Annotated in this window: 15 protein-coding genes; 7 read left to right on the forward strand and 8 right to left on the reverse strand. The window is 68.3% G+C overall.

Annotated elements, in window-relative coordinates:
• Nucleotides 1-10: 10 nt before the first annotated feature.
• A complete protein-coding gene (locus tag ACZYZE_RS11915; RefSeq protein WP_463907865.1) occupies nt 11-2119 on the reverse strand; it encodes a DNA gyrase/topoisomerase IV subunit B in 2109 nt (702 codons plus the stop codon).
• 237 nt (nt 2120-2356) lie between these two features.
• On the opposite strand from ACZYZE_RS11915, the gene ACZYZE_RS11920 reads away from it, so the two are divergent.
• On the forward strand, nt 2357-2578 hold the full coding sequence (locus ACZYZE_RS11920; protein WP_459317198.1) for a DUF7455 domain-containing protein: 222 nt from the start codon (nt 2357-2359) through the stop codon (nt 2576-2578).
• Nucleotides 2579-2748: 170 nt separating this feature from the next.
• On the opposite strand, the gene ACZYZE_RS11925 is transcribed toward ACZYZE_RS11920, so the two are convergent.
• The 4 genes from ACZYZE_RS11925 to ACZYZE_RS11940 form a co-directional block, all read right to left on the reverse strand.
• Nucleotides 2749-4077: an RNA polymerase sigma factor gene (locus tag ACZYZE_RS11925; protein ID WP_459317197.1), complete on the reverse strand. Its 1329-nt coding sequence runs from the start codon at nt 4075-4077 to the stop codon at nt 2749-2751.
• A gap of 295 nt (nt 4078-4372) precedes the next feature.
• Nucleotides 4373-5647 carry a DUF4192 family protein gene (locus ACZYZE_RS11930; protein WP_463907867.1) on the reverse strand — a complete coding sequence of 425 codons (1275 nt, stop codon included), beginning with the start codon at nt 5645-5647 and terminating at the stop codon, nt 4373-4375.
• A 93-nt stretch (nt 5648-5740) separates the two neighbouring features.
• On the reverse strand, nt 5741-7072 hold the full coding sequence (locus ACZYZE_RS11935; RefSeq protein ID WP_463907869.1) for an MFS transporter: 1332 nt from the start codon (nt 7070-7072) through the stop codon (nt 5741-5743).
• 35 nt (nt 7073-7107) lie between these two features.
• Nucleotides 7108-8046: a proteasome assembly chaperone family protein gene (locus ACZYZE_RS11940; RefSeq protein WP_459317194.1), complete on the reverse strand. Its 939-nt coding sequence runs from the start codon at nt 8044-8046 to the stop codon at nt 7108-7110.
• Between the two features lie 339 nt (nt 8047-8385).
• On the opposite strand from ACZYZE_RS11940, the gene ACZYZE_RS11945 reads away from it, so the two are divergent.
• From ACZYZE_RS11945 to ACZYZE_RS11960, 4 genes are all read left to right on the forward strand, one after another.
• Nucleotides 8386-9912 carry a leucyl aminopeptidase gene (locus ACZYZE_RS11945; RefSeq protein ID WP_459317193.1) on the forward strand — a complete coding sequence of 509 codons (1527 nt, stop codon included), beginning with the start codon at nt 8386-8388 and terminating at the stop codon, nt 9910-9912.
• Between the two features lie 238 nt (nt 9913-10150).
• The gene (gene lpdA, locus ACZYZE_RS11950) at nt 10151-11536 is read left to right on the forward strand and encodes a dihydrolipoyl dehydrogenase (RefSeq protein ID WP_463907873.1); all 1386 of its coding nucleotides are present in this window, start codon (nt 10151-10153) and stop codon (nt 11534-11536) included.
• A gap of 125 nt (nt 11537-11661) precedes the next feature.
• Nucleotides 11662-13443, forward strand: a complete 1782-nt coding sequence (gene sucB, locus ACZYZE_RS11955; RefSeq protein WP_463907874.1) for a 2-oxoglutarate dehydrogenase, E2 component, dihydrolipoamide succinyltransferase — start codon at nt 11662-11664, stop codon at nt 13441-13443.
• Between the two features lie 176 nt (nt 13444-13619).
• Nucleotides 13620-13988: a hypothetical protein gene (locus ACZYZE_RS11960; RefSeq protein WP_459317190.1), complete on the forward strand. Its 369-nt coding sequence runs from the start codon at nt 13620-13622 to the stop codon at nt 13986-13988.
• A 91-nt stretch (nt 13989-14079) separates the two neighbouring features.
• On the opposite strand, the gene ACZYZE_RS11965 is transcribed toward ACZYZE_RS11960, so the two are convergent.
• Complete coding sequence (locus ACZYZE_RS11965) at nt 14080-14454, reverse strand: VOC family protein (RefSeq protein ID WP_459317189.1); 375 nt, start codon at nt 14452-14454, stop codon at nt 14080-14082.
• Between the two features lie 136 nt (nt 14455-14590).
• Between ACZYZE_RS11965 and ACZYZE_RS11970 the strand changes: the two genes are divergently transcribed.
• A complete protein-coding gene (locus ACZYZE_RS11970; protein WP_459317188.1) occupies nt 14591-15019 on the forward strand; it encodes an OsmC family protein in 429 nt (142 codons plus the stop codon).
• Nucleotides 15020-15635: 616 nt separating this feature from the next.
• Here the strand turns inward: ACZYZE_RS11970 and ACZYZE_RS11975 are convergent.
• The gene (locus ACZYZE_RS11975; RefSeq protein ID WP_463907877.1) at nt 15636-19190 is read right to left on the reverse strand and encodes a S41 family peptidase; all 3555 of its coding nucleotides are present in this window, start codon (nt 19188-19190) and stop codon (nt 15636-15638) included.
• 73 nt (nt 19191-19263) lie between these two features.
• Between ACZYZE_RS11975 and ACZYZE_RS11980 the strand changes: the two genes are divergently transcribed.
• Nucleotides 19264-20157, forward strand: a complete 894-nt coding sequence (locus ACZYZE_RS11980) for a TIGR01777 family oxidoreductase (RefSeq protein ID WP_459317186.1) — start codon at nt 19264-19266, stop codon at nt 20155-20157.
• Here the strand turns inward: ACZYZE_RS11980 and ACZYZE_RS11985 are convergent.
• The gene (locus tag ACZYZE_RS11985) at nt 20154-21929 is read right to left on the reverse strand and encodes a serine/threonine protein kinase (RefSeq protein ID WP_463907879.1); all 1776 of its coding nucleotides are present in this window, start codon (nt 21927-21929) and stop codon (nt 20154-20156) included. The genes ACZYZE_RS11980 and ACZYZE_RS11985 overlap by 4 nt on opposite strands.
• Between the last annotated feature and the right edge of the window lie 4 nt (nt 21930-21933).

A 21933-nucleotide genomic window follows, 5' to 3' on the forward strand; every position in this document is an offset into this window, starting at 1 on the left:
AACAGCCGGGTCAGGCGTCGATCCGCTCCCGGTCCAGGCCCGCGGCGCCGGCAATGATGAAGTCCTTGCGCGGCGCGACGTCGGATCCCATCAGCAGGTCGAAGGTGTCCTCTGCCTGCTTGGCGTTTTCGATCCCGACCTTGCGCAGAGTGCGGTGCCGCGGGTCCATGGTGGTCTCGGCCAACTGCTCCGCGTCCATCTCGCCCAGGCCCTTGTACCGCTGGATTGGCTCCTTGTAGCGTTTGCCTTCCTTGGCGAGCCTGGCCAGCAGCACGTGAAGCTCCGCCTCGGAGTAGGTGTAGATCATCTCGTTGGCCTTCTGGCCGGCGTTGATGACCTCAACCCGGTGCAGCGGCGGGACGGCGGCGAACACGCGGCCCCCATCGATCATCGGGCGCATGTAGCGGAAGAACAGCGTCAGCAGCAGCGTCCGGATGTGGGCGCCGTCGACGTCGGCGTCGGTCATAAGAATGACCTTGCCATAGCGGGCGGCGCTGATGTCGAAGCTCCGGCCGGAGCCCGCGCCCACCACCTGGATGAGGGCGGCGCATTCGGCATTGGAGAGCATGTCGCCCACCGACGCCTTTTGAACGTTGAGGATCTTGCCGCGGATGGGCAGCAGCGCCTGGAAGTCGGAGGACCGCGCGAGTTTGGCGGTGCCGAGCGCGGAGTCGCCTTCGACGATGAACAGCTCGGACCGCGCGACGTCGTCCGTGCGGCAGTCCGCGAGCTTGGTGGGCATCGACGAGGTTTCCAGGGCATTCTTGCGGCGCTGGGTCTCCTTGTGGACCCGGGCCGAAATGCGGGACTTCATCTCGCTGACGACCTTTTCCAGCAGCAGAGCCGACTGGGCCTTGTCGTTGCGGTTCGCCGAGGTCAGCTTGGCGTTGATTTCCTGCTCGACAACCTTCGCCACGATCGCGCGGACGGCTGAGGTGCCCAGGATTTCCTTGGTCTGGCCCTCGAACTGCGGCTCGGCAAGGCGGACGGTGAGGACCGCGGTGAGACCGGCGAAGATGTCGTCCTTTTCGATCTTGTCGTTGCCGGCCTTGAGTTTGCGGGCGTTCGTTTCGACCGCCTTGCGGAAAGTCTTGAGCAGGGCCTGTTCGAAACCGGTCTGGTGGGTGCCGCCCTTGGGGGTTGAAATGATGTTCACGAAGCTGCGCACGGTGCTGTCGTAACCGATGCCCCAGCGCAGGGCGACGTCGACCTCGCAGTCGCGCTCGACCTCCGCCAGCTGGCTGTGGCCCTTCTCATCGATAACCGGGACGGTTTCCTTGAACTTGCCGGCGCCGTGCAGCCGCCAGATGTCCGTGACGGCCGGATCGGCGGCGAGGAACTCGACAAACTCGGCCAGGCCGCCGTCGTGGTGGAAGACCTCTTCGTGCGGGCCGGCCTCGCCCGGGGTGCCGGCAGCCCGGCGATCGTCCCGGACCGTCAGCTTGAGCCCGGGGACCAGGAAGGAGGTCTGGCGCGCGCGGGCGGCGAGTTCGTCGTAGGAGAACTTGGCGTCCGGGGTGAAGATCTGCCGGTCCGCCCAGTAGCGGATCCGCGTGCCGGTCACGCCGCGCTTCGCCTTGCCGATGACGTCGAGGACCGAGCCGTCAACGAACGGCGCGAACACCGAGGCCGGGTCCGGCTTGGTGCCGGTGTCTTTGAAGCGGCCGGGCTCGCCCCGGCGGAAGGACATTTTATAGGTCTTGCCGCCGCGGTCCACCTCGACGTCCAGGCGTGCGGACAGCGCGTTCACGACGGACGCGCCGACGCCGTGCAGGCCTCCGGAGGCGGTGTAGGAGCCTCCGCCGAACTTGCCGCCGGCGTGCAGTTTCGTGAAAACAACTTCGACGCCGCTCAGTCCGGTCTTCGGTTCGATGTCCACCGGGACGCCGCGGCCGTCGTCGTGGATTTCTACGGAGTTGTCCGAGTGCAGGATGATCTTGATGTCGTGACCGAAGCCGGCCAGCGCCTCATCCACGGAGTTGTCGATGATTTCCCACAGGCAGTGCATCAGCCCGCGTGAATCCGTAGAGCCGATGTACATGCCCGGGCGCTTGCGGACGGCTTCGAGGCCTTCCAGCACAGAGAGATGCCGGGCAGTGTAGTCAGAACTCGGTGCCACGGGTCGGAAACTCCTTCAGGAAGGGACGGTCACGATGGACGCGCAGGGCATTTTGGCGCTCTTCCTAGGGTAGTCGCAGCGCAGCCCCCCGCCGGGTTGCCACTCCCCCTACCCCCGGAGTCCACGGAACCCGTTATGCAGACGTGATACGCGTACAGCGAAAGTCCGGCAAACTTGCGATGGTTTGGCTCCGAATGCTGGTTATATAGGTATACCGATCTACCAAGGAGGCCGAACATGACAACAGCAGTTGCGGACCGCACACTCACCACCGTTGACCGGTGCGATCGTTGCGGAGCACAGGCATATGTCCGGGTTGTTCTCGGCGCTTCCGGCGGTGAGCTTCTTTTCTGCGGCCACCACGCACGCGCCGTGGAACCGACACTGAGGCCGCTCAGCTCAGACTGGCACGACGAGACCAGCCGCCTTCAGGAGAAGGCACCGGTTCCGGTCGACTAGACCGTTCGCGTTCAGCCAAGCTGAACTGAGCTGAGCTGAAACCACTCAAGCCAGGGCTCCTCCCATCCGGAGGGGCCCTGGTGCTTTTAAAGCAACGCGGGGTCACATCGCGCCCATTCATCCGAAGATTATGGGCGCGATGTGACCCCGCGTTGCGTTAGTGCCCGCGATTAGTCCAGGTAGTCGCGCAGGACCTGTGAGCGCGACGGGTGCCGCAGCTTGGACATGGTCTTGGATTCGATCTGGCGGATCCGCTCACGCGTCACGCCGTAGACCTTGCCGATTTCGTCTAAAGTCTTCGGCTGTCCGTCGGTCAGGCCGAAGCGCATCGCCACAACACCCGCTTCGCGCTCGGAAAGCGTGTCCAGGACCGAGTGCAGCTGTTCCTGCAGGAGGGTGAAGCTGACGGCATCGGCCGGGACGACGGCCTCGGAGTCCTCGATGAGGTCACCGAATTCGGAGTCGCCGTCCTCGCCCAGCGGCGTGTGCAGGGAGATCGGCTCGCGGCCGTACTTCTGGACCTCAACGACCTTTTCCGGCGTCATATCCAGCTCGAGGGCCAGCTCTTCCGGGGTGGGTTCGCGGCCAAGGTCCTGCAGCATCTGGCGCTGCACGCGGGCCAGCTTGTTGATGACCTCCACCATGTGGACCGGGATACGGATGGTGCGGGCCTGGTCTGCCATGGCGCGGGTAATCGCCTGGCGGATCCACCAGGTCGCATAGGTGGAGAACTTGAAGCCCTTGGTGTAGTCGAACTTCTCGACCGCACGGATCAGGCCCAGGTTGCCTTCCTGGATCAAGTCCAGGAACAGCATCCCGCGGCCGGTGTAGCGCTTGGCCAGGGACACCACAAGGCGGAGGTTGGCCTCCAGCAGGTGGTTCTTGGCGCGCTTGCCGTCGTGGATGACGAATTCGAGCTCACGCTTGAGCTTCGGATCCATGGACCCGTCGTCGGCGTTGATCTTCTCCTCGGCGAACAGGCCCGCCTCGATGCGCAAGGCGAGGTCCACTTCCTGCTCGGCGTTCAGCAGGGCGACCTTGCCGATCTGCTTCAGGTAGTCCTTGACGGGGTCCGCGGTGGCGCCGGCCGACATGACCTGCTGCACGGGGGCGTCGTCGTCGTCGGCGTCGGAGTAGACAAAGCCGGACCCGGTGGGGGCTGCGGCGGCCTTGGCAGGGATCTCTTCGCCGTCTTCGCCGATCTCGACGGCGGCTACCTCGTCGAGGTCGACTTCGGCGTCGTCATCGTCGTCGTCGCCGCGGGCGGCTTTGCCGGCGGCCTGAGCCGCGGCCTTGGCACCGGGCTTGGGCCCGCGTTTTTTGGGTTCAGGCTTGGCGACTGCCGATGCGGTGTCGTCGCCTTCGGCCAAGGCAGCGTCTTTGACAGCCTTATTGGCTGCACGCGTGGCGGCGCGCTTTGCGTTCGTCGCCGCCTTCTTCTCCTCGGGGGACAATACGGCCTGGTCGGCGGGTTCCTTCTTCGCGGAAGACGGGGTCACAGAAAACCTTTCTAGCAGCGGTCTGCGGAATCACCATACGGGCAACACCACTATGACCCTGTCAAGTCCGTGTTTCACATCAGGCGCGGTCACGGCCGGCAGAGCCACTATGTAGAACTGCCGGGAGGACCGTAATGTTCCCTGTTTCCGGGGTTCACTACGAGCACTTAATACACGGACCCAACCGGGTCTCGGCAATCATTGTCTCATGATTTTCGGAAGGGGTGCCGTGCCGGGGCGAAGCGGGGGCAATATTTTGGCCAGCCTCGGAGTCGTCCGTCGTCATGCCGTGTCGTCAGGCCACGTCGGCCGCGAACTTCTGCCAGGCGGAGTCCTTCCGGCCCGCCCAGCCGCACAGCGTCCCGCGCCGGACGAGTTCCGCCAGCAGTTCCGCCAGCCTGTAGCCCGGGTATTCCTCCTCGGCGAGGCTGAACAGGGCGTCCGCGTAGGAACCTTTGCCGCGGCACCACTCAATCCAGCCGCGCCCGGTGAGCGCGGCCGCCCCGGCTTCGCCGCCGGACACCGCCAGTTGGACGAGGACCCGTTCCAGGCGCCCCATCAGGGACCAGTCCGGCACCGGAGGTGCGAGGCCCAGCAGTACTTCCCCATACGCCGGCACCTCCACCGGCACGCCACCGGCGCCGTTGGCAGCGCCACCGGGAAGCGCCTGCGGCGGAAAGCCATCGAGCGGGGGCAGGGGCAGCGGCAGCCGCGGACCCTGCCGTGCGCGGTCGGGCGCAGGGGCGGTACTGCCACGAAGGGGCGTGGAATCGTCGTCGAACACGCCGAAGTCTTCCGCACCGCGATCGGCTGCGGCCGCCCCGGCGGCCGCCATCACCAGAACTGCGTCCCGCCAGGCCGGGACGCAGAGGGTGGCGCGCAGATAGCCAGCCAGGCCCGCAGGAATCTCCTGTCCGGGCGGGGCCTGCAGCACCCGGGTCCAGATCTCCAGCGCCTCGGTGAACTGTGGACGCTCCCGCCGTCGTCCGGCGAACAGCTGCGCCCAGTCCTCCTCGGCTGCCAGGACCGCCGCATCCTCGCATCGCGGCGCCGGCGCCGGGTCGCCGGGGGCGGAACCAACGGTGCTGCCTCGGAAGACCATCTCCGCGTTGAGCCGGCTGTTCCGAATCTCGTCGATGGGCCGGCCGGGCGTGCCGCAACACGAAGGGTCGCTGCAGTAGGCGTTGCGCCAGTAGTCGGTGCCAATAAGCCAGGCATCCCGTACCGGCATGCCTGCTTCCGCCAGCGCGTGCTCCAGCTCCTGCAAGAGCACGGCGACTGCGCTTCCGTCCCCGTCGACCCCGGTGAAGAAGGCGAGCAACGAGCCGTCCGCCTCCTCGTCGGCCTCCAGGTAGGACGCCACACTGCGGGCGAAGCGGGCCGCTGCGGGCGAACCGCCCTGGCCGCCCGCGCCGTCGTCGGGCAGGTCTACCCGCAGGGTGGCGCCGAGGCGTTTGCCCTGCAGGGTTATGGCCACGAGGCTGAGGGCGGGCCAGTAGCCCAGTGAATGCGGGATGAAGCCGAGGATGTCCTCGGGGCCGGTGATTCTCAGGTGATCGGGAGCTGTCATAACGCCAGCTTCGTCGCCGGCCGCGTCCTGGTGATAGCTCCAATTCCCCTATGTGGAGAACGTGCCAGGGCAACTGCGGAGGCCACCCCGGGGTCAGGACGTGCGGCGGCGTTCCGCGCTGAGCCTGCGCTGCCGGGCGAGGGCCGTGCGCAGCGGGGGCACCACCACACCCTGCGCCGCCATCTGGCGGCGCACCTTCCGCCGGATGGCGATGATGGCTGTGGCGCCGACCGCCAGCAGCAGGAACTGGATGCTCAGGGCGATCCGGAACGGGTCGATCCCGTACAGCTCGCCCCGGGAGAAGCCTGTGGCGTGCAGTACGTCGAGAACCAGGCCGATCAGGAAGATGGCCACGAGGGCGGCGATAAAACCCCCCACGTTGACGATCCCGGTGGCGGTGCCGATCCGGTGGGCCGGGTTGAAGGTCCGGGCGAAGTCGAAGCCGATCATGGAGCCCGGTCCGCCGACGGCCAGCACCACCACGAGGGCTGCCAGCAGCCAAATCGGGGACCGGCCTGGAATGAGGAGCACGGCGGACCAGGCCGCGGCGGTGGCTGCCGAAATCAGCAGCACCATGGTGGACCGCCGCAGCGGGTGCCTGGCCACAAAGCTGCCCATCAGCGGGCCGGCGGCGATGGCGGCGGCGACGTAGAGCGTCATCAGCGCCGAGACCGCAGGAGTATCCAGGCCCTGGGCGGAGATCAGGAAGGGGTAGCCCCAGGTCATGGCGAACACGGTGCCGCTGAACTGGACGGTGAAGTGGCTCCACAGCCCCAGCCGCGTGCCGGGCTGCCGCCACGCGTGGGCCAGCGAAACGCCGGTGGCGCGCAGCCCCTGGGACGGTGCCGGGGGCGGATGACCCGGCGGCAGGTCCTGCAGCAGGACCGCCACCAGGACGAGGGCGAGGGCGGACATCGCGGCCAGCGTGAGGAAAGCCGGAGTCCAGCCGGCGGAGTGAAGGATCATCGCGAACGGCACCACGCTGAAGAGCTGGCCGAGCTGCCCTGACATCCCGGTGAGCTGGGTGAGCAGCGGCACCCGGGCCGGGGCGAACCAGAGCGGGATCAGCCGGATCACGGCGATAAAGGTCATGGCGTCGCCGGCGCCCACCAGCACCCGGCCCAGCACACCGCCCGGGATGTTCTCGGCGAAGGCCAGCTGGAGCTGCCCGAGACCCATCAGCAGGGCGCCGCCGGTAATCATGGCGCGGGAGCCGAACCGGTCCACGAGCACGCCCACGGGGATCTGCAGCCCGGCGTAGACGAGGAGCTGCAGCACGGTGAAGAAGGAGATTTCGGCCGCGCTGGCGTGGAAGCGCTCGGTGGCCTCCAGCCCCACCACACCGAAAGACGTGCGCTGGCTGACCGCGACGAGGTACGCGAAGACCCCGATGATCCAGATCAGCCAGGCGCGGGGTGAAGTCACACCCCCATTATGCCCGTGGGAGTGAAAAGTAGTATTTATTCGCCGGGTTCCTTACGGGCCAGGTAGGCCTCCACCGCGGCGCCGAGGGCGTCCGCGTTGGGCAGCTGGTCGTTCTCGTCGGCGAGCAGTGAACGCCGCACCGTCCCCTCGGCCTTCTCGTCGTAGCGCGTCTCGAGCCGGGACACCACCTGCTGGACTTCCTCGGACGCGGCTATTTGTTCAGCAATCTGGCGGCCGACTTCCCGGCCCGCCTCGCGGAGCCGGTCCGTGGGCAGCATAAGCGAGGCGGCGGCACCTAGGTATTCCAGCCCGGCGACGGCCGCCGTCGGGTACTCGGCCTCGGCAAGATAGTGCGGCACGTGCATGACGTAGCCGGCCACGTTGCGGCCGCCCTCCACCAATCGCAGCTCCAGGATGTGGCCCACCGCGGCCGGCACCTCGACGGTCGGCTTCCACATCGAGATTCCCTCGATCAGGTCCGGGCGGTTGCCATGGACGGTCACCCCTACGGGGCGGGTGTGCGGAACGGGCATCGGGATGGAATGGATCCAGGTCACCAGATTGACGTCCAGCTCTTCGACAATTCCGACGACGGCGCGGGCGAAGCGTTCCCACTGCAGGTCCGGTTCAAACCCGGACAGGAGAAGAAACGGGCTGCCGAGCCCGTCCACCAGCCGGTACAGCGCCAGGCTCGGCGCCTGGTAATCCTGCAGATGGTCCTCGACGAAGCTCACCTGGGGGCGCCGGGTCCGGTAGTCGATCAGTTGGTCGGCGTCGAACTGGACGATCATCTCGGCGTCGAGGGTATCCAGCATTTCGGCGGTGATCTGCTTGACGACGTGGCCGGCGTCGGCAAAGCCTGTGAATCCCATAACGAGGTTCAGTCCGCGCAGCTCCGGGCTGTGGAACAGCGCGTCATCACGCAAGTAGAGCGATTCAGGGTCCAGCAATGAGCCGGAAATCCGTTCAATCACGGCATGTTCCTTTCGTCGTAGGCGGTTGGAGGGGGCGGACCGAGTCCTGCGCGGCGGTTGATGCCAGCAAGTACCGCCCTGGGGGCGCAGACGCCACCGTCAGCTGCGCCGATATCTGCTACAACGTCCGGAGGCGCGGGGGCATTCCTCCCAGTGATGTGCTCCAGCTCTCATTCAATTGAACACCCGCACCGGCGAGAGACTACGATCGGAACTGGCCTTATGACGGCTTGAAGACACTTAGCCTGCGTCTCAAACCAACTGCGGCGCAGGTTCCATGACAGGACGCCAAACATGCAGTTCCTGCCGAAAAATCACAGAGAATTGAGGACTGTCCTCGTGGTCAAGAATACTGAAGTCACACTTCGTGCAATCGCCGGGGATCTCAAGAAGTCCCCCAGCGACGCCCTCGTCATCGGCGTGGGACAGGGCACGGACGGTCCCGTCCTGCTCAGCAATCCATTGACGGCCAAGGCCGCCGAGGCGCTGGCGGAATCACTGGGCGTTCTTGGCATCACCGGGGCAGCGGACCAGGCGCACCGCCTGCCCGGACTGACCGAAGCCGGAGCCGGCATTCTCGTACTCGCCGGCGTCGGCAAGGTTGCCGCCAGCCCGGCACTCACCGAGGAGACCCTGCGCCGCGCCGCCGGCTCGGCCGTCCGCCAACTGGCCGGCGTCACTACCGTCACGCTCGCGCTTCCGACGTCGACCCTGGGCGACGTCGCCGCCGTCGCCGAGGGTGCCGCGATGGGCGCCTACTCGTTCACCGAGTACCGCTCCTCCAAGGAAGGCCTCAAGGACCCGGTGAAGAACGTCGTGATCGTCACCGGCCTTGCCGCGGACAAGGGCCTCAAGGCCGTCCTGGACCGCGCTGCCCTGATCGGCCGGGCCGTCAACGCCACCCGCTCCCTGGTCAACCAGCCGCCGAGCCACCTCTTCCCCGAATCCTTTGCCGATGCCGCCAAGGAACTCTCCAAGGGCCTGCCCGTCAAGGTGACCGTGTGGGACGAGAAGCGCCTTGAAAAGGAGGGCTTCGGCGGTATCCTCGGCGTCGGCAAGGGCTCCACCCGCCAGCCGCGCCTGGTCAAGGTCGAATACGCGCCCGCCAGGGCCACGGCCAAGATCGCCCTCGTCGGCAAGGGCATCACCTTCGACACCGGCGGCATCTCGCTCAAGCCGCACCTGGGCATGGGCGACATGAAGTCCGACATGGCCGGCGCCGCCGTCGTCCTCAACACTGTGCTGGCCATCGCCGGCCTGGGCCTGCCCGTCAAGGCGACCGCCTGGCTCTGCATCGCGGAAAACATGCCCTCCGGTGCCGCCCAGCGCCCCGCCGATGTCCTGACGATCTTCGGCGGCAAGACCGTCGAGGTCCTGAACACGGACGCCGAGGGCCGCCTGGTCATGGCCGACGGCATCGTGGCCGCGAGCCAGGAGTTCCCGGACGCCATCATCGACGTCGCCACCCTGACCGGCGCACAGCTGATCGCCCTGGGCGACCGCACCGCCGGCATCATGGGCTCCGACGCCGTCACCGCACCGCTCAAGGCCGCCGCTGACCGCGCCGGCGAGCTGGTCTGGCCGATGCCGCTGCCCGAGGAACTGCGGCCCAGCCTCGATTCGCAGGTTGCCGACATCGCCAACATCGGCGAACGCCACGGCGGCATGATGACCGCCGCCGTGTTCCTGCGGGAATTCGTCGGGAAGGGCAAGGACGGGGAGCAGATTCCCTGGGCGCACATCGACATTGCCGGCCCGTCCTTCAACAACGGCAGCCCGTACGGCTACAACCACAAGCAGGGCACCGGCAGCACGGTGCGCACCCTGGTGGCCTACGTCGAGGACATCCTGGCCAAGACCGTCTAGCAGGGCGCGCGGCTCTGTGCCCGCGGGCCTGATCCCCCGGGCACAAAGCCGCGTGACACTGGACACAAGCGCTCCACAAACGCCACGGCAAGGTGGAGCATGTATTAGTGGTTCGCTAAGGTGAACTCCGGTAGTCACAAATGAAAGGGAACGCGCCTGCTGGCATAATCACGGCAGGAAGTTCCAAGACCAGATGATGCGTACTCTCGTGTCATCGTTCACGCGAGGGAGCGTTTTAGTGGCCGATCAGGCAACTGCGCAAGAATTCGACATCCTGGTACTCGGCGGCGGCAGCGGCGGCTACGCAACTGCCCTGCGGGCCGTTCAGCTTGGCCTCACCGTCGGCCTGATCGAAAAGGGCAAGCTGGGCGGCACCTGCCTGCACAACGGCTGTATCCCCACCAAGGCTCTGCTGCACTCCGCGGAACTGGCCGACCACGCCCGTGACTCGGCGAAGTACGGCGTCAATGTCACGCTCGACAGCATCGACATCACCGCGGTCAACGCCTACAAGGACGGCATCATTGCCGGCAAGTTCAAGGGCCTGCAGGGTCTGATCAAGGGCAAAAAGGGCATCACGGTCATTGAGGGTGAAGGCAAGCTCCAGGGCACCGACGCCATCGTCGTGAACGGCACCGCCTACAAGGGCAAGAACATTGTCCTCGCGACCGGCTCCTACTCCCGCACCCTGCCGGGCCTGGAAATCGGCGGCAAGGTCATCACCTCCGACGAAGCCCTCACCATGGACTACATCCCCAAGAGCGCGATCATCCTGGGCGGCGGCGTGATCGGCGTCGAGTTCGCTTCCGTCTGGAAGTCCTTCGGCGTCGATGTCACCATCATCGAAGGCCTGCCGTCGCTGGTCCCGAACGAGGACGCGACGATCGTCAAGAGCTTTGAGCGCGCCTTCAAGAAGCGCGGCATCAAGTTCTCCACCGGCATCTTCTTCCAGGGCGTCGAGCAGAACGCCGACGGCGTCAAGGTCACCCTGGTCGACGGCAAGACCTTCGAAGCCGACCTGATGCTCGTGGCCGTCGGCCGCGGCCCCGTCACGGCCAACCTGGGCTACGAGGACGCAGGGCTGACCATCGACCGCGGCTTCGTCATCACGAACGAACGCCTCCACACCGGCGTCGGCAACGTCTACGCCGTGGGCGACATCGTCCCGGGCGTCCAGCTCGCGCACCGCGGCTACCAGCAGGGCATCTTCGTCGCCGAAGAAATCGCCGGCTTGAAGCCCGTCATCGTCGAAGACGTCAACATCCCCAAGGTCACCTACTCCGAGCCTGAAATCGCCACGGTGGGCTACACGGAGAAGGCCGCCAAGGCCAAGTTCGGCGACGACCAGATCCAGACCCAGGAATACAACCTTGCCGGCAACGGCAAGAGCTCCATCCTGGGCACCACCGGCCTGGTCAAGCTGGTCCGGCAGAAGGACGGCCCCGTGATCGGCGTCCATATGATCGGCGCCCGCATGGGCGAGCAGATCGGCGAAGCCCAGCTGATCGTGAACTGGGAAGCCTACCCGGAGGACGTGGCCCAGCTGGTCCATGCCCACCCGACCCAGAACGAGTCCCTGGGCGAGGCGCACCTGGCCCTGGCCGGCAAGCCGCTTCACGGCTAGCAGTTCCGCCCGCACCACCGCAAGAACTCAGGGCTTAGTGCATCCGGCATAAAAACCGGGTGCACTAAGCTCGAACAAGGCAGCAATCATCCGCACAAAAGATCAATAAGGAGAACGGGGACGACATGTCTGAAACCGTTAACTTGCCCGCCCTCGGTGAGAGTGTCACCGAAGGAACCGTCACCCGCTGGCTCAAGCAGGTAGGTGACCGGGTAGAGGTGGACGAGCCGCTGCTCGAAGTTTCCACCGACAAAGTAGACACCGAGATCCCTTCTCCGATCGCCGGCGTGATCGAGGAAATCCTCGTCGCCGAAGACGAGACCGCTGAGGTCGGCGCCGCTCTGGTCCGCATTGGCGATGGCTCCGGTTCCGCAGGCGAAGCCGCCCCCGCCGCCGAGGCAGCCGCTGAGGCCCCCGCCGCCGAGGCAGCCGCTGAGGCCCCCGTTGAGGAAGCACCTGCCGAGGTTCCGTCTGCCGAAGCACCCGCCAAGGAAGCACCCGCGGCCGCAGCCCCCGCCGCCGCCACGGCCGGCGACAGCCACGAAGTCACGCTCCCCGCACTCGGCGAGAGCGTCACAGAAGGCACCGTTACGCGCTGGCTCAAGAGCATCGGCGACGCCGTCGAGGTGGACGAGCCGCTGCTCGAGGTTTCCACCGACAAGGTTGACACCGAGATCCCGTCCCCCGTTGCGGGCACACTGCAGGAAATCCGCGTCAACGAGGATGAAACGGCCGAGGTGGGCGCCGTCCTGGCCGTGATCGGATCCGCCGCCGCGGCGGCACCTGCCGCGGCTCCTGCTCCTGAGGCCCCCAAGCAGGAGGCCCCGGCTGCTCCGGCCCCCGCCGAGGCCCCCAAGCAGGAGACACCCAAGCAGGAGATTCCCGCTCCTGCTGCACCCGAGAAGGCGGCAGTTCCGGCCGCCCCGCAGGCAGTTCCGGCCGCCCCGCAGGCCAGCCAGGCTGCTGCGCCGGCCGAGTCCGGCTACGTCACTCCTCTGGTCCGAAAGCTGGCCAACCAGCAGGGTGTTGACATCAGCACACTCGCCGGCACCGGCGTCGGCGGCCGTATCCGCAAGCAGGACGTGCTGGCAGCCGCGGAGGCCAAGGCAGCTCCGGCCCCCGCGGCAGCCGCACCGGCAGCGTCCGCTGCTCCGGCCGCACGTCCCTCCGCTGAACCCTCCTCGCTGCGTGGCAGCGTGCAGAAGGCCCCGCGGATCCGCCAGGTCATTGCCCGCCGCATGCGCGAGTCGCTGGATGTCTCCGCCCAGCTGACCCAGGTGCACGAGGTGGACATGACGCGCATCGCCAAGCTGCGCACCGCCGCCAAGGATGGCTTCCTCGCCACCAACGGCGTCAAGCTGACGTTCCTGCCGTTCATCGCCAAGGCCGTGGCCGAGGCCCTGAAGCAGCACCCGAAGCTCAACGCAGAGTACAACGAGGAAGCGCAGGAGATCACCTACCACAACGCCGAGCACCTGGCGATTGCGGTGGACACCGAAAAGGGCCTGCTGGTCCCGGTGATCGCCAAGGCCGGCGACCTGAACCTCGCCGGCCTGGCCGGCAAGATCGCCGATGTTGCCTCGCGCACCCGCCAGGGCAAGATCGGCCCGGACGAGCTCTCCGGAGGCACGTTCTCCATCACGAACATCGGTTCCGTGGGCGCGCTCTTCGACACCCCGGTCATCAACCAGCCGAACGTGGCCATCCTGGGCACCGGCGCGATCGTCAAGCGGCCCGTCGTCGTCGCCGACGAGAACGGCGATGACTCGCTGGCGATCCGTTCGATGATGTACCTCTCCCTGACGTACGATCACCGCCTGGTGGACGGCGCCGACGCGGGACGCTTCCTGCAGACCCTGCGGGCACGCCTCGAAGAGGGCTCGTTCGAGGCAGACCTGGGGCTCTAGCCTCTGGCCTCCGGCGTGGAGGCGTTCACGAACACCGGCGGCGGCGGTGCGGGCAGCGGAAGGGAAACCCTCCGGCGCCCGTACCGGTGTCGCCGTTTTTGTGCCCGGGACAGGCTGTGTCGTGGCAAGGGCGGGTCGTACTACGGTGCGTAGAACCTTCTGGCTAGACTGAGGCCATGCAACTTGTCTATAACATCGTGGTCTTCCTGCACATCGTCGGCGCAGCCATGATCGTGGGCATCTGGATCGGCCAGATGAAGAAGCCCACAGTCCATCCCCGCCAGTTCGACGGCGCGATGCTGCAGCTCCTCACCGGCATCGCCCTGATGGGACTGATTCCCGTCCTGGGACAGACGATTCCCAGGTTCGCCGATCCGGACTACGTCAAGCTCGGCGTCAAGTTCGCCGTTGCCCTGGCGGTCGGTGTCCTGGCTTTCCTGGGCCGTCGCAAGTACAAAAAAGGTGAGGACGTCGGCAAGGGCCTCGCGCACAGCGTCGGCGGCTTGGCCCTCCTAAACGTGGCCATCGCAACCCTCTGGCAGTAATACGCCACTAACGCGACGACGACGGCGACGCACCCCGGGCGGGGGGCGTCGCCGTCGTCGTTCCGTCGCCGTCGTCGTTCCGGGGAATGGCTCAGTCGCCGGCGATGCAAAACTCATTGCCTTCCGGATCGTGCATCACGTCCCAGTGGAAATCGCCGAGGTCATTGCCCTCCACGAACCGGGCGCCGAGGGATTCGGCGAGAGCGCGCAGCGCCCCGGGATCAGGGCCGTGGATGTCAAGGTGCAGGCGGCGCCTGCCCGCCGTGGGTTCTTCGACCTGCTGGAAGGCCAGCTGCGGTGCTCCGGGGCCGGCCGGCGTCAGCCAGACGAACTGGTCGAATCGGGAGGAGACGCGGGTTCCGAGCAGTGCGGCCCAGAACGCGGCCAGGCGTTCGGCGTCCACCGCGTTGACCATGATCGTGGCGATCCGTGCCGAGGGCGCCGCACCGGGTTCGCTGATTTCCATGACGACACTGTACGTGGTCACAATCCTCTTAGAGCGGACACCGGTGCGCAGGAGGCGCCGAATCCCTAGGATGGGACACGGCATGATCCGGCGGATCGCCGGATCCGTGGGATCACAACGACCTTGAGGAGTGGACATGGCAGCAACACGCACAGCACACACTGTATGGAATGGCGACCTGATGACGGGCGCCGGCAACACGACCCTGGACAGCTCCGGCCTCGGTAACTTCGATGTCACCTGGCGGGCGCGTGCCGAGGCATCCGAAGGAAAGACGAGCCCCGAAGAGCTCATCGCGGCGGCGCACTCGGCCTGTTTCTCGATGGCCTTCAGCCTCGCCCTCGCCCAGGCAGGTCACGCCCCCGAGGAAGTCAACACCAAGGCGGATGTCACGTTTGTGCCCGGCACCGGCATCACGGACAGCCACCTGACCGTAAGCGCGCGGATCTCGGGAATCACGGAAGACGAATTCCAGCGGATCGCCGAGGAAGCCAAGGTGGGCTGCCCCGTCTCGGCCGCCCTCACCGGCATCAAGATCACCCTGGACGCGACTCTGGCCTCCTAACGCCCGACGCGCCAACGGCGAAGGCCCCCGTTCCCTGCTGGTCAGGGAGCGGGGGCCTTCGCCGTTTGAGCCGGCGATGTTCAGCGCCTTCGGGGACTCTAAAAATCTAACGGGCGGCCAGGACCTTTTCGCGCCGGGAGGACATGCCCATTCGCCGCACCCGGGACCGGGCATAACCGGAATATGTCCACCCGCCGGCCCCGGCGCGGGGCATGCCCCGTCCGGTTGTCATTTTCGTGTACGTTGCCAGGCGCAGCCAGCGCGCAGACAGCCAACGGGTGCGCTCCTTCCCGGTTGCCCGCCGTACGGCCGCCTGCCGCCCCGGGCAAAGCCCGGAATTCCGCGCGCTTTTTGGGCCGGGCGTCGAAGCAACTGGGCAGGACCGTCACGGCACGGGCGCCCGGCTGCTCGAGTGAAGCGTTGAGTGCGTCCGGCGGCGGGGAGCCGGGCCGCGGGGAGCCGGGCCGCTCCGCGGGGGGACATGCCCAGTCCCCGCACCCGGGACCGGGCATAACCGGAATATGTCCACCCGCCGGGGCCGGCGCGGGGCATGTCCATGAGCCGGGCCATCCCGCCCCGTAGACCTAGACCCCCGACGAACTAACGAAGATGCCCGCTAGTGGCCGTGCCGGCGGGCGGGAAGCGGCGCGGGACGCACCCGGCGGTAGCCTTCCCGCAGCGGCGGCCGGTCGGTGGGCAGCTCCTGGATCATTTCCTTCAGCGCGCCGATGCCGTATTCCAGCTGCGGATCGGTGCCCGCGGCGTAGGCGTGCGGCGGGAAGGTCACTTCGATGTCAGGGGCGACGCCGAAATTCTCGACGCCCCAGCCCACGCCGCCGGAGAACCAGGTGGCATACCGGGGCTGGGTGACTCCGGTCCCGTCGGCCAGGGCAAAGCGGTTGTCGATGCCGACGACGCCGCCCCACGTCCGGGTGCCGATGACCGGGCCGATTCCCCGCAGCTTGGAGACCTGGGTGATGATGTCGCCGTCGGAGCCGGCGAATTCATCGGTCAGGATGATAACCGGACCGCGCGGTGCGTGGTGCGGGTAGGTCCGGGGCTTCTCGCCGCGGGGCATGCTCCAACCGGTGACCTTGCGTCCGATGAGTTCCGCCACAAGCTGGGAAGTGTGGCCTCCGCGGTTGCGGCGGACGTCCACGATCAGTCCGTCGAGGGCCGTTTCGGTGTCGAGGTCGCGGTGCAGCTGCGCCCAGCCGTTTGCCATCATGTCCGGGATATGGAGGTAGCCGAAGGTCCCCTGCGACGCTTCCCGCACGGTCCGGCGGTTGGCGGCAACCCATTCCTGGTACCGCAGCCGCTCCTCGTCCCGGACCGGAACAACCGCCACACGGCGCTGTTTCCCGGCCTGGTCACCGTGGCGGGGGCCGTTGCGCAGCGTGAGTTCCACGGCGCGTCCCGCGGCGCCGGCCAGCTGCATGGCAGGCGTGCGGGATTCGGTGAGCTCCACGCCGTCGATGGCCAGCAGCACGTCGCCGGGCTTGGCGTCCGCGCCGGGGCGGGTCAGCGGCGAGGTGGCGAGCGGGTCGGAGGACTCCCCCGCGAGAATCCGGGTGATTTCCCAGCCCCCGCTGGTGAACGCAAGGTCCGCGCCGAGGCGGCCTTGCCCATTGCTGCCGTTCTCGGCGACGGCGGCCGGGCGGACGTAGGCGTGCGAGGTGCCCAGTTCGCCGTGAAGCTCCCAGAGCAGGTCCACGAGGTCGTCGTGAGAGCCGAGGCGGTCCACGATCGGCCGGTAGCGGGCGTGGACCGAGTTCCAGTCCTGGCCGGCCATATCCTCGGTCCAGAAGAAGTCCCGCTGCAGGCGCCAGGCCTCATCGAAAGCCTGGCCCCAGACGCTGAGCGGATCCAACTGCACGCGGATCCGGTTCAGATCCACCTTGACCAACTGGCCGGACTCCTCGTCCGCCTTGGCATCGGCGGGCGAAACGCGGATCTGCTTGTCCTGGAGGAAGACGACCTTCTCGCCGTCGCCGGAGAGGCGGTAGCTATCCAGCGCCTCCACGATCGTGGTGGTGCGGCGTTTGGCAAGATCGAAGCGGACCAGGCTCGGTGCCGCGTTCTTGTCCGTGAGGCTGGCGCGGCCTTCGCCGGTGACGCCGGAGAGCTCGTTGTCCAGCCAGAGCAGCGCCCCGGGCGTGGCGGTCAGTCCGGAGTAGTTTCCCTGCGGCACGGGCACGCTGATGACGCGGTGGGCCAGGCCCTCGGCGTCGACGAAAACGGCGGGAACCGGGTCCTTCGCTGAACCGTCGCGGGAGTCAGCACCGGCATCTCCGGCGACGGCCTCGTCCAGGAGGTCAACGGTGGGTCCAAACGGCGAGGGTGTGTCAGCGGCGAGGGCAACGAGGTAGGGCTTGATCGGGCTCGGGAAGGACAGGTCGAAGGAGTGGCCGTCGTAGACGGGGTCGAAGCTGCGGTTGGAGAGGAAGGCGAGGAACTTGCCGTCCGGCGTGAACGACGGTGATTCGTCGCGGAAGCGGCCGTCCGTGACATCGATGATGGCGCGCGTCGGGCCCCCGGATGCCTGGGCGGCGTCGACCTTTGTGATCCGCAGCCGGCTGCGGGAGCCGAACGAAGTGACCGGCTCGGACCAGCCCAGCCACGCCGAATCCGGGGACCAGGTGAAACCGTCGATGCTGCCTTCGCCGATGCTGCTGACGAGCGCCAGGGTGCCGGTGCGGGTGTCCGCCAGGTAGATGTCCCCGAAGGCGGTGCCGACGGCGAGCCAGTTGCCGTCCGGGCTGGCCTCGATGGCGCTGGCCCGGGTCGCCTTGGGAAAGTCAATCCGGGCCAGCTGCCGGGAGGCCTGGCCGTCCTGCGTCGAGGCGTCGCTGCCTTCTGCGGGGCCGGCGGTGTCGGCACCGTCAGGGTCGGTTCCGGCGGCCGGAGCGGTTACCGGGGCGACGGCGCCGGGGCGGGTGAGCGAGGCGGCGGAGACCGGCTGCGGGAGCGGCGTTCCGGCGTTGGAATCCTCGGCCGCGGCGGATTGTTCCGGGGCTGCCGCGGGAGCCGGGTCAACTGGTGCAGCCAGCCGGCGCCCGCCGGTCTTGTTGCCGCCGTCCAGCGGGGCGGCGATGGCCTTCAAGTACAGGGCTTCGACGCCGTCGTTGTCCGCCACGTAGGCGATCCGGCCTTCGCCGAAGGGGCGTGGCAGCCGGGCCCGGACTCCGGGCGTGGCTTCGAGGACGCGGGACGGGCCATCTTTGTGCCGCAGCCAGTGAAGGGTGCCGTGGGCTTCGACGGCGCTGGATCCGCCGGTACGGTCCGGGGCGACGTCGCCAAGGTGCCGGGAGGGCTTCAGCGGCGCCGCGCGGCGGGCCTGGGACGCGGAGCCGAGAGTGATGTCCAGCCTGACGGCGTCCGAGCCGAGGTCGGGCAGCAGCCAAAGCTCACCGGCGGATTCGAACACAACGCGACGGCCGTCGGTGGCGGCGTGCCGGACGTAGAAGTCCTCGTGGTCCGTGTGGCGGCGGAGGTCGGTGCCATTCGGCAGCACCGAGTAGAGGTTGCCGTAGCCCTCGTGGTCGGACAGGAAGGCAATCCGGCCGTTAACCCACATCGGGTCGGTCAGGTTGCCGTTGAGCTCGGCAACGAGCCGTTCGAACTCGCCGTTTCCGTCGCCGTCGATCCACAGCTTCCCGGCGGCGCCGCCGCGATAGCGCTTCCACCAGGCGGGCTCACGCGAGAGCACACTGGCCAGAACCACGGGGCGTTCGTCGCCGACCTCGGGCCCAAAGGCTACGGACTCGACGGGGCCGAACGGGAGTTCGCTGGCCCAGCCGCCGGCGACGGGAAGGCTGTAGGCGTGGGTGTGCCGGCTGTCGGGCTGCCGGAACGCACTGGTCACAACGACGTCCCCGCCGGGGGTGAAGCCCCGGACCCGGGTGGAGCTGTGGCCGAAGTAGCTCAGCTGGCGGTAGCCGCCGCCGTCGACATCCGCAGTGACGACTTCCGGTGCCGTCCCCTGAATCACTGTCCACACCAGGCGCTTGCCGTCCGGGGTGAACCGGGGGTTGCGGACAGGCAGTTGCAGCGAGGACACGCGCCAGGCGCGCCCGCCGCCAAGGGGCGCAATCCAGACGTCGTCCTCGGCCACGAAAGTGACCAGATCGCCGTGCAGATGCGGGAAACGGAAGTAACTCGAAGAGGTCATCGTTAGATCATAGTCAACACCGCCCGCCCTCCCGGGAGGTGTCCCGGCCGTGCCGGGCATGGTGAGATGGATCATGCGAATCATTGTCGCCGGAGCCTCCGGACTGATCGGAACAACCCTTTCCAGCACCCTGCGCACCGCCGGGCACGACGTCGGGACGCTGGTCCGGCGCCCGCCGGCGGCACCCTCCGAGTTCCGGTGGGACCCTGCGGAGGGGCGGATCGATGACACCGCACTGAAGGGCGCCGACGCCGTCATCAACCTTTCCGGCGCGGGCATCGGAGACCGGCCCTGGACCCGGTCCCGCATCAACGAACTCCGCAACTCGCGGCTGGGGGCCACCCGGACGCTCACGGCGGCCATGGGGCGGCTGGACACTCCGCCGGCGGTGTTCCTGAGCCAGTCGGCCTCCGGGTACTACGGAGATGCAGGCCCGGTGGAGTTGCGCGAGGACGCGCCGGCCGGCAGCGGCATCCTGGCCCGGATCTGCGTGGACTGGGAGTCCGCCGCGCACGAGGCTCCCGCGGGCGTGCGCGTCGTCACGCCCCGCACCGGCGTCGTCCTGAGCCGTTCAGGTGGCGCCTTGGGAAGGCTGATGCCGCTGCTGCGCCTCGGTGTGGGAGGTCCGCTGGGCAATGGCCGGCAGTACTGGCCGTGGGTGACGCTCCCGGATGTTGCCGGCGCCTTCGCCTTCCTGCTCGCTGCCCCGGTGTCCGGTCCGGTTAATGTCTGCGCCCCCGAGAGCGCGGACGTGAATTCGCTGATCGCCCGGCTGGCCGGCGCCGTCCGCCGTCCCGCGGTGCTGCGCGTCCCGGCGCCGGTGCTGCGGCTGGTGATGGGCAGGCTCGCGGATGAGTTGCTGCTTGCAAGCCAGCGGATGGAGCCGGCGGTGCTCAGCAGGGCCGGTTTCGGGTGGCGGCACCCCTCCCTGGCACAGGCTGCTGCGTGGGTGGCGGAGAGCGACTAGCCGGGGGAAGAAACCTCCGGCAGGATTTCCTGGATCCGCCAGCGGCCGCCGACGGGAACGAGGACCAGCCGCAGCCGCTGTTCAGCCGCGGCGGCCGCTTCCGCCACGATTTCCCCTGCTGGGCCCTGCTCCCGGTACGGCGTGGTGGCCGCACTGACGGCGACCACGGCCCGGGTCGGGGTGCCGCCGGCGGCACTCTCCACCCGCGTCAGGACGGTCGAGAAGCCGGCGAGCACGTGCCCGGACTCCGTAAGCAGGGCGCTGATCCGGCCGTCCGCCGCGGCGGCCGACGATGCCGGGACATTGACCTGCTCCAGCAGCCGGAAGTTCCCGGAGCTGAATGCAAGGGAGCGTAGCCGCGCCAGGGCCCGAACCGCCTCTTCCGGGTCCGCCGATGCCAGCAGGGCATCCAGATCCGGCCGCACCTCAGCCGCGGCATCGGCCCCGGCCGGCGGCACTGCCCCGGGCCGGTCCGGCGCGGCTGCCGCTTCGGCCCCCGTGCCGGGCGCCGCAAGGAGCTCCGGGCTTACCCGTCCGCCGGCCAGCAGCCAGGCCCCGCCCAGCAGCGCGCCGGTCAACAGTGCGACGGCGAGCAGTGCGACGGCCGCCAACCTGAGGGAGACTGCCCGGAGACGGCGACGCCCGGCCCCCGGGCTGGAGCCCGCCTGGCGACGGTGGGCACCGGCCGGAGCTGCGCCTTGGCGCCGTGGCCCCGGCCGCACCCCGGATGCCGCCTGCGTGACCGGCCCGAGCGGAGCCCTGCGCCTGCCCAGCCAGCCCCGCAGTCGCCAGCCCCGCAGTCTCCAGCCCCGCAGTCTCCCCGCCCGCCGCTGCCGTGCGGTGCTGGGCGGGGCGCGCCGGGTCAGCAACTCCGGGATGACCGTGGGGTGGACGGACACGGACAGGTCCACCGGCGCCGCTTCGGCGCTGCGGTAGATTGCGGCGGCGAATTCCCCGGCCGAGGGCCGCTGCCGCCGGTCCTCGTTCATCCCGGCTTCCAGGGCCGCCGCCAGCGCAGCCGGAACACCCGGCACCAGCAAGGGCAGAGGCGGCCGCTGCGGCCCCGCCTCCGGAGCCCTGCCGGTCAGGCAATACCAGCCCAGGGCGGCCAGCGAATAGACGTCCCGCTCCGGCTGCAGCCCCGCCCGGACGGCATCCACCGGGGCGGGGTCGCGGAAACCCTCCGTCCCGGCCCGGGATACGGCGTCGGGATCGGCCACCATCCTCGCCACGCCCAGATCGGCCAGCAGCGGCTTGCCGTGGGCGGTGAAGAGCACGTTGCCGGGAGACAGGTCACCGTGGGTGAAGCCGTGGCCGTGCAGGTAGGCCAAGGCCTGCGCGATGGGAGTCAGGACCGTCACCGTCTCCCCCGGGCCCAGCTTCCCCCGGCCGGCCACGAGCCCGCCCAGCGATCCGCCGGGCGCGTAGTCCAGCACGAGCCCCAGCCCCTCTTCGCCGGCGCCGGCCCCCTCGGGCGCACCGCCGAGCGGAGAGCGCATACGCAGCACCGAGCGGGCCTTTACCAGATGATCGTGATCCAGGGCGGAGAGTATCCGTACCTCACGACGCATCCCCTCCGCCGGATCCCGGCCCTCCGCCGTTGCGGTGTCCGCAGCCGAACGGCCGGCGAACCACTTGAGGGCGTACGTGCGGCCCGTCGACTGTTCGGTCACCAGCCAGACCGTCGCGCTGCCGCCGCGGCCCAGGCAACGGCCGACGTCGTATCCGGGAACCTCGGGGGCCCTGCCGCGGGCCGGCGCGTCATCTTCCATACCC

The organism is Pseudarthrobacter woesei (genome assembly GCF_055412745.1).

What these genes read in the sequence shown, in the direction of transcription:
- ACZYZE_RS11920 (WP_459317198.1), top strand. Translation starts at nt 2,357, where the DNA reads ATGACAACAGCAGTTGCGGACCGCACACTCACCACCGTTGACCGGTGC.
- ACZYZE_RS11930 (WP_463907867.1), bottom strand. Translation starts at nt 5,647, where the DNA reads ATGACAGCTCCCGATCACCTGAGAATCACCGGCCCCGAGGACATCCTC.
- sucB (WP_463907874.1), top strand. Translation starts at nt 11,662, where the DNA reads ATGTCTGAAACCGTTAACTTGCCCGCCCTCGGTGAGAGTGTCACCGAA.
- ACZYZE_RS11960 (WP_459317190.1), top strand. Translation starts at nt 13,620, where the DNA reads ATGCAACTTGTCTATAACATCGTGGTCTTCCTGCACATCGTCGGCGCA.
- ACZYZE_RS11965 (WP_459317189.1), bottom strand. Translation starts at nt 14,454, where the DNA reads ATGGAAATCAGCGAACCCGGTGCGGCGCCCTCGGCACGGATCGCCACG.
- ACZYZE_RS11970 (WP_459317188.1), top strand. Translation starts at nt 14,591, where the DNA reads ATGGCAGCAACACGCACAGCACACACTGTATGGAATGGCGACCTGATG.
- ACZYZE_RS11975 (WP_463907877.1), bottom strand. Translation starts at nt 19,190, where the DNA reads ATGACCTCTTCGAGTTACTTCCGTTTCCCGCATCTGCACGGCGATCTG.
- ACZYZE_RS11980 (WP_459317186.1), top strand. Translation starts at nt 19,264, where the DNA reads ATGCGAATCATTGTCGCCGGAGCCTCCGGACTGATCGGAACAACCCTT.
- ACZYZE_RS11985 (WP_463907879.1), bottom strand. Translation starts at nt 21,929, where the DNA reads ATGGAAGATGACGCGCCGGCCCGCGGCAGGGCCCCCGAGGTTCCCGGA.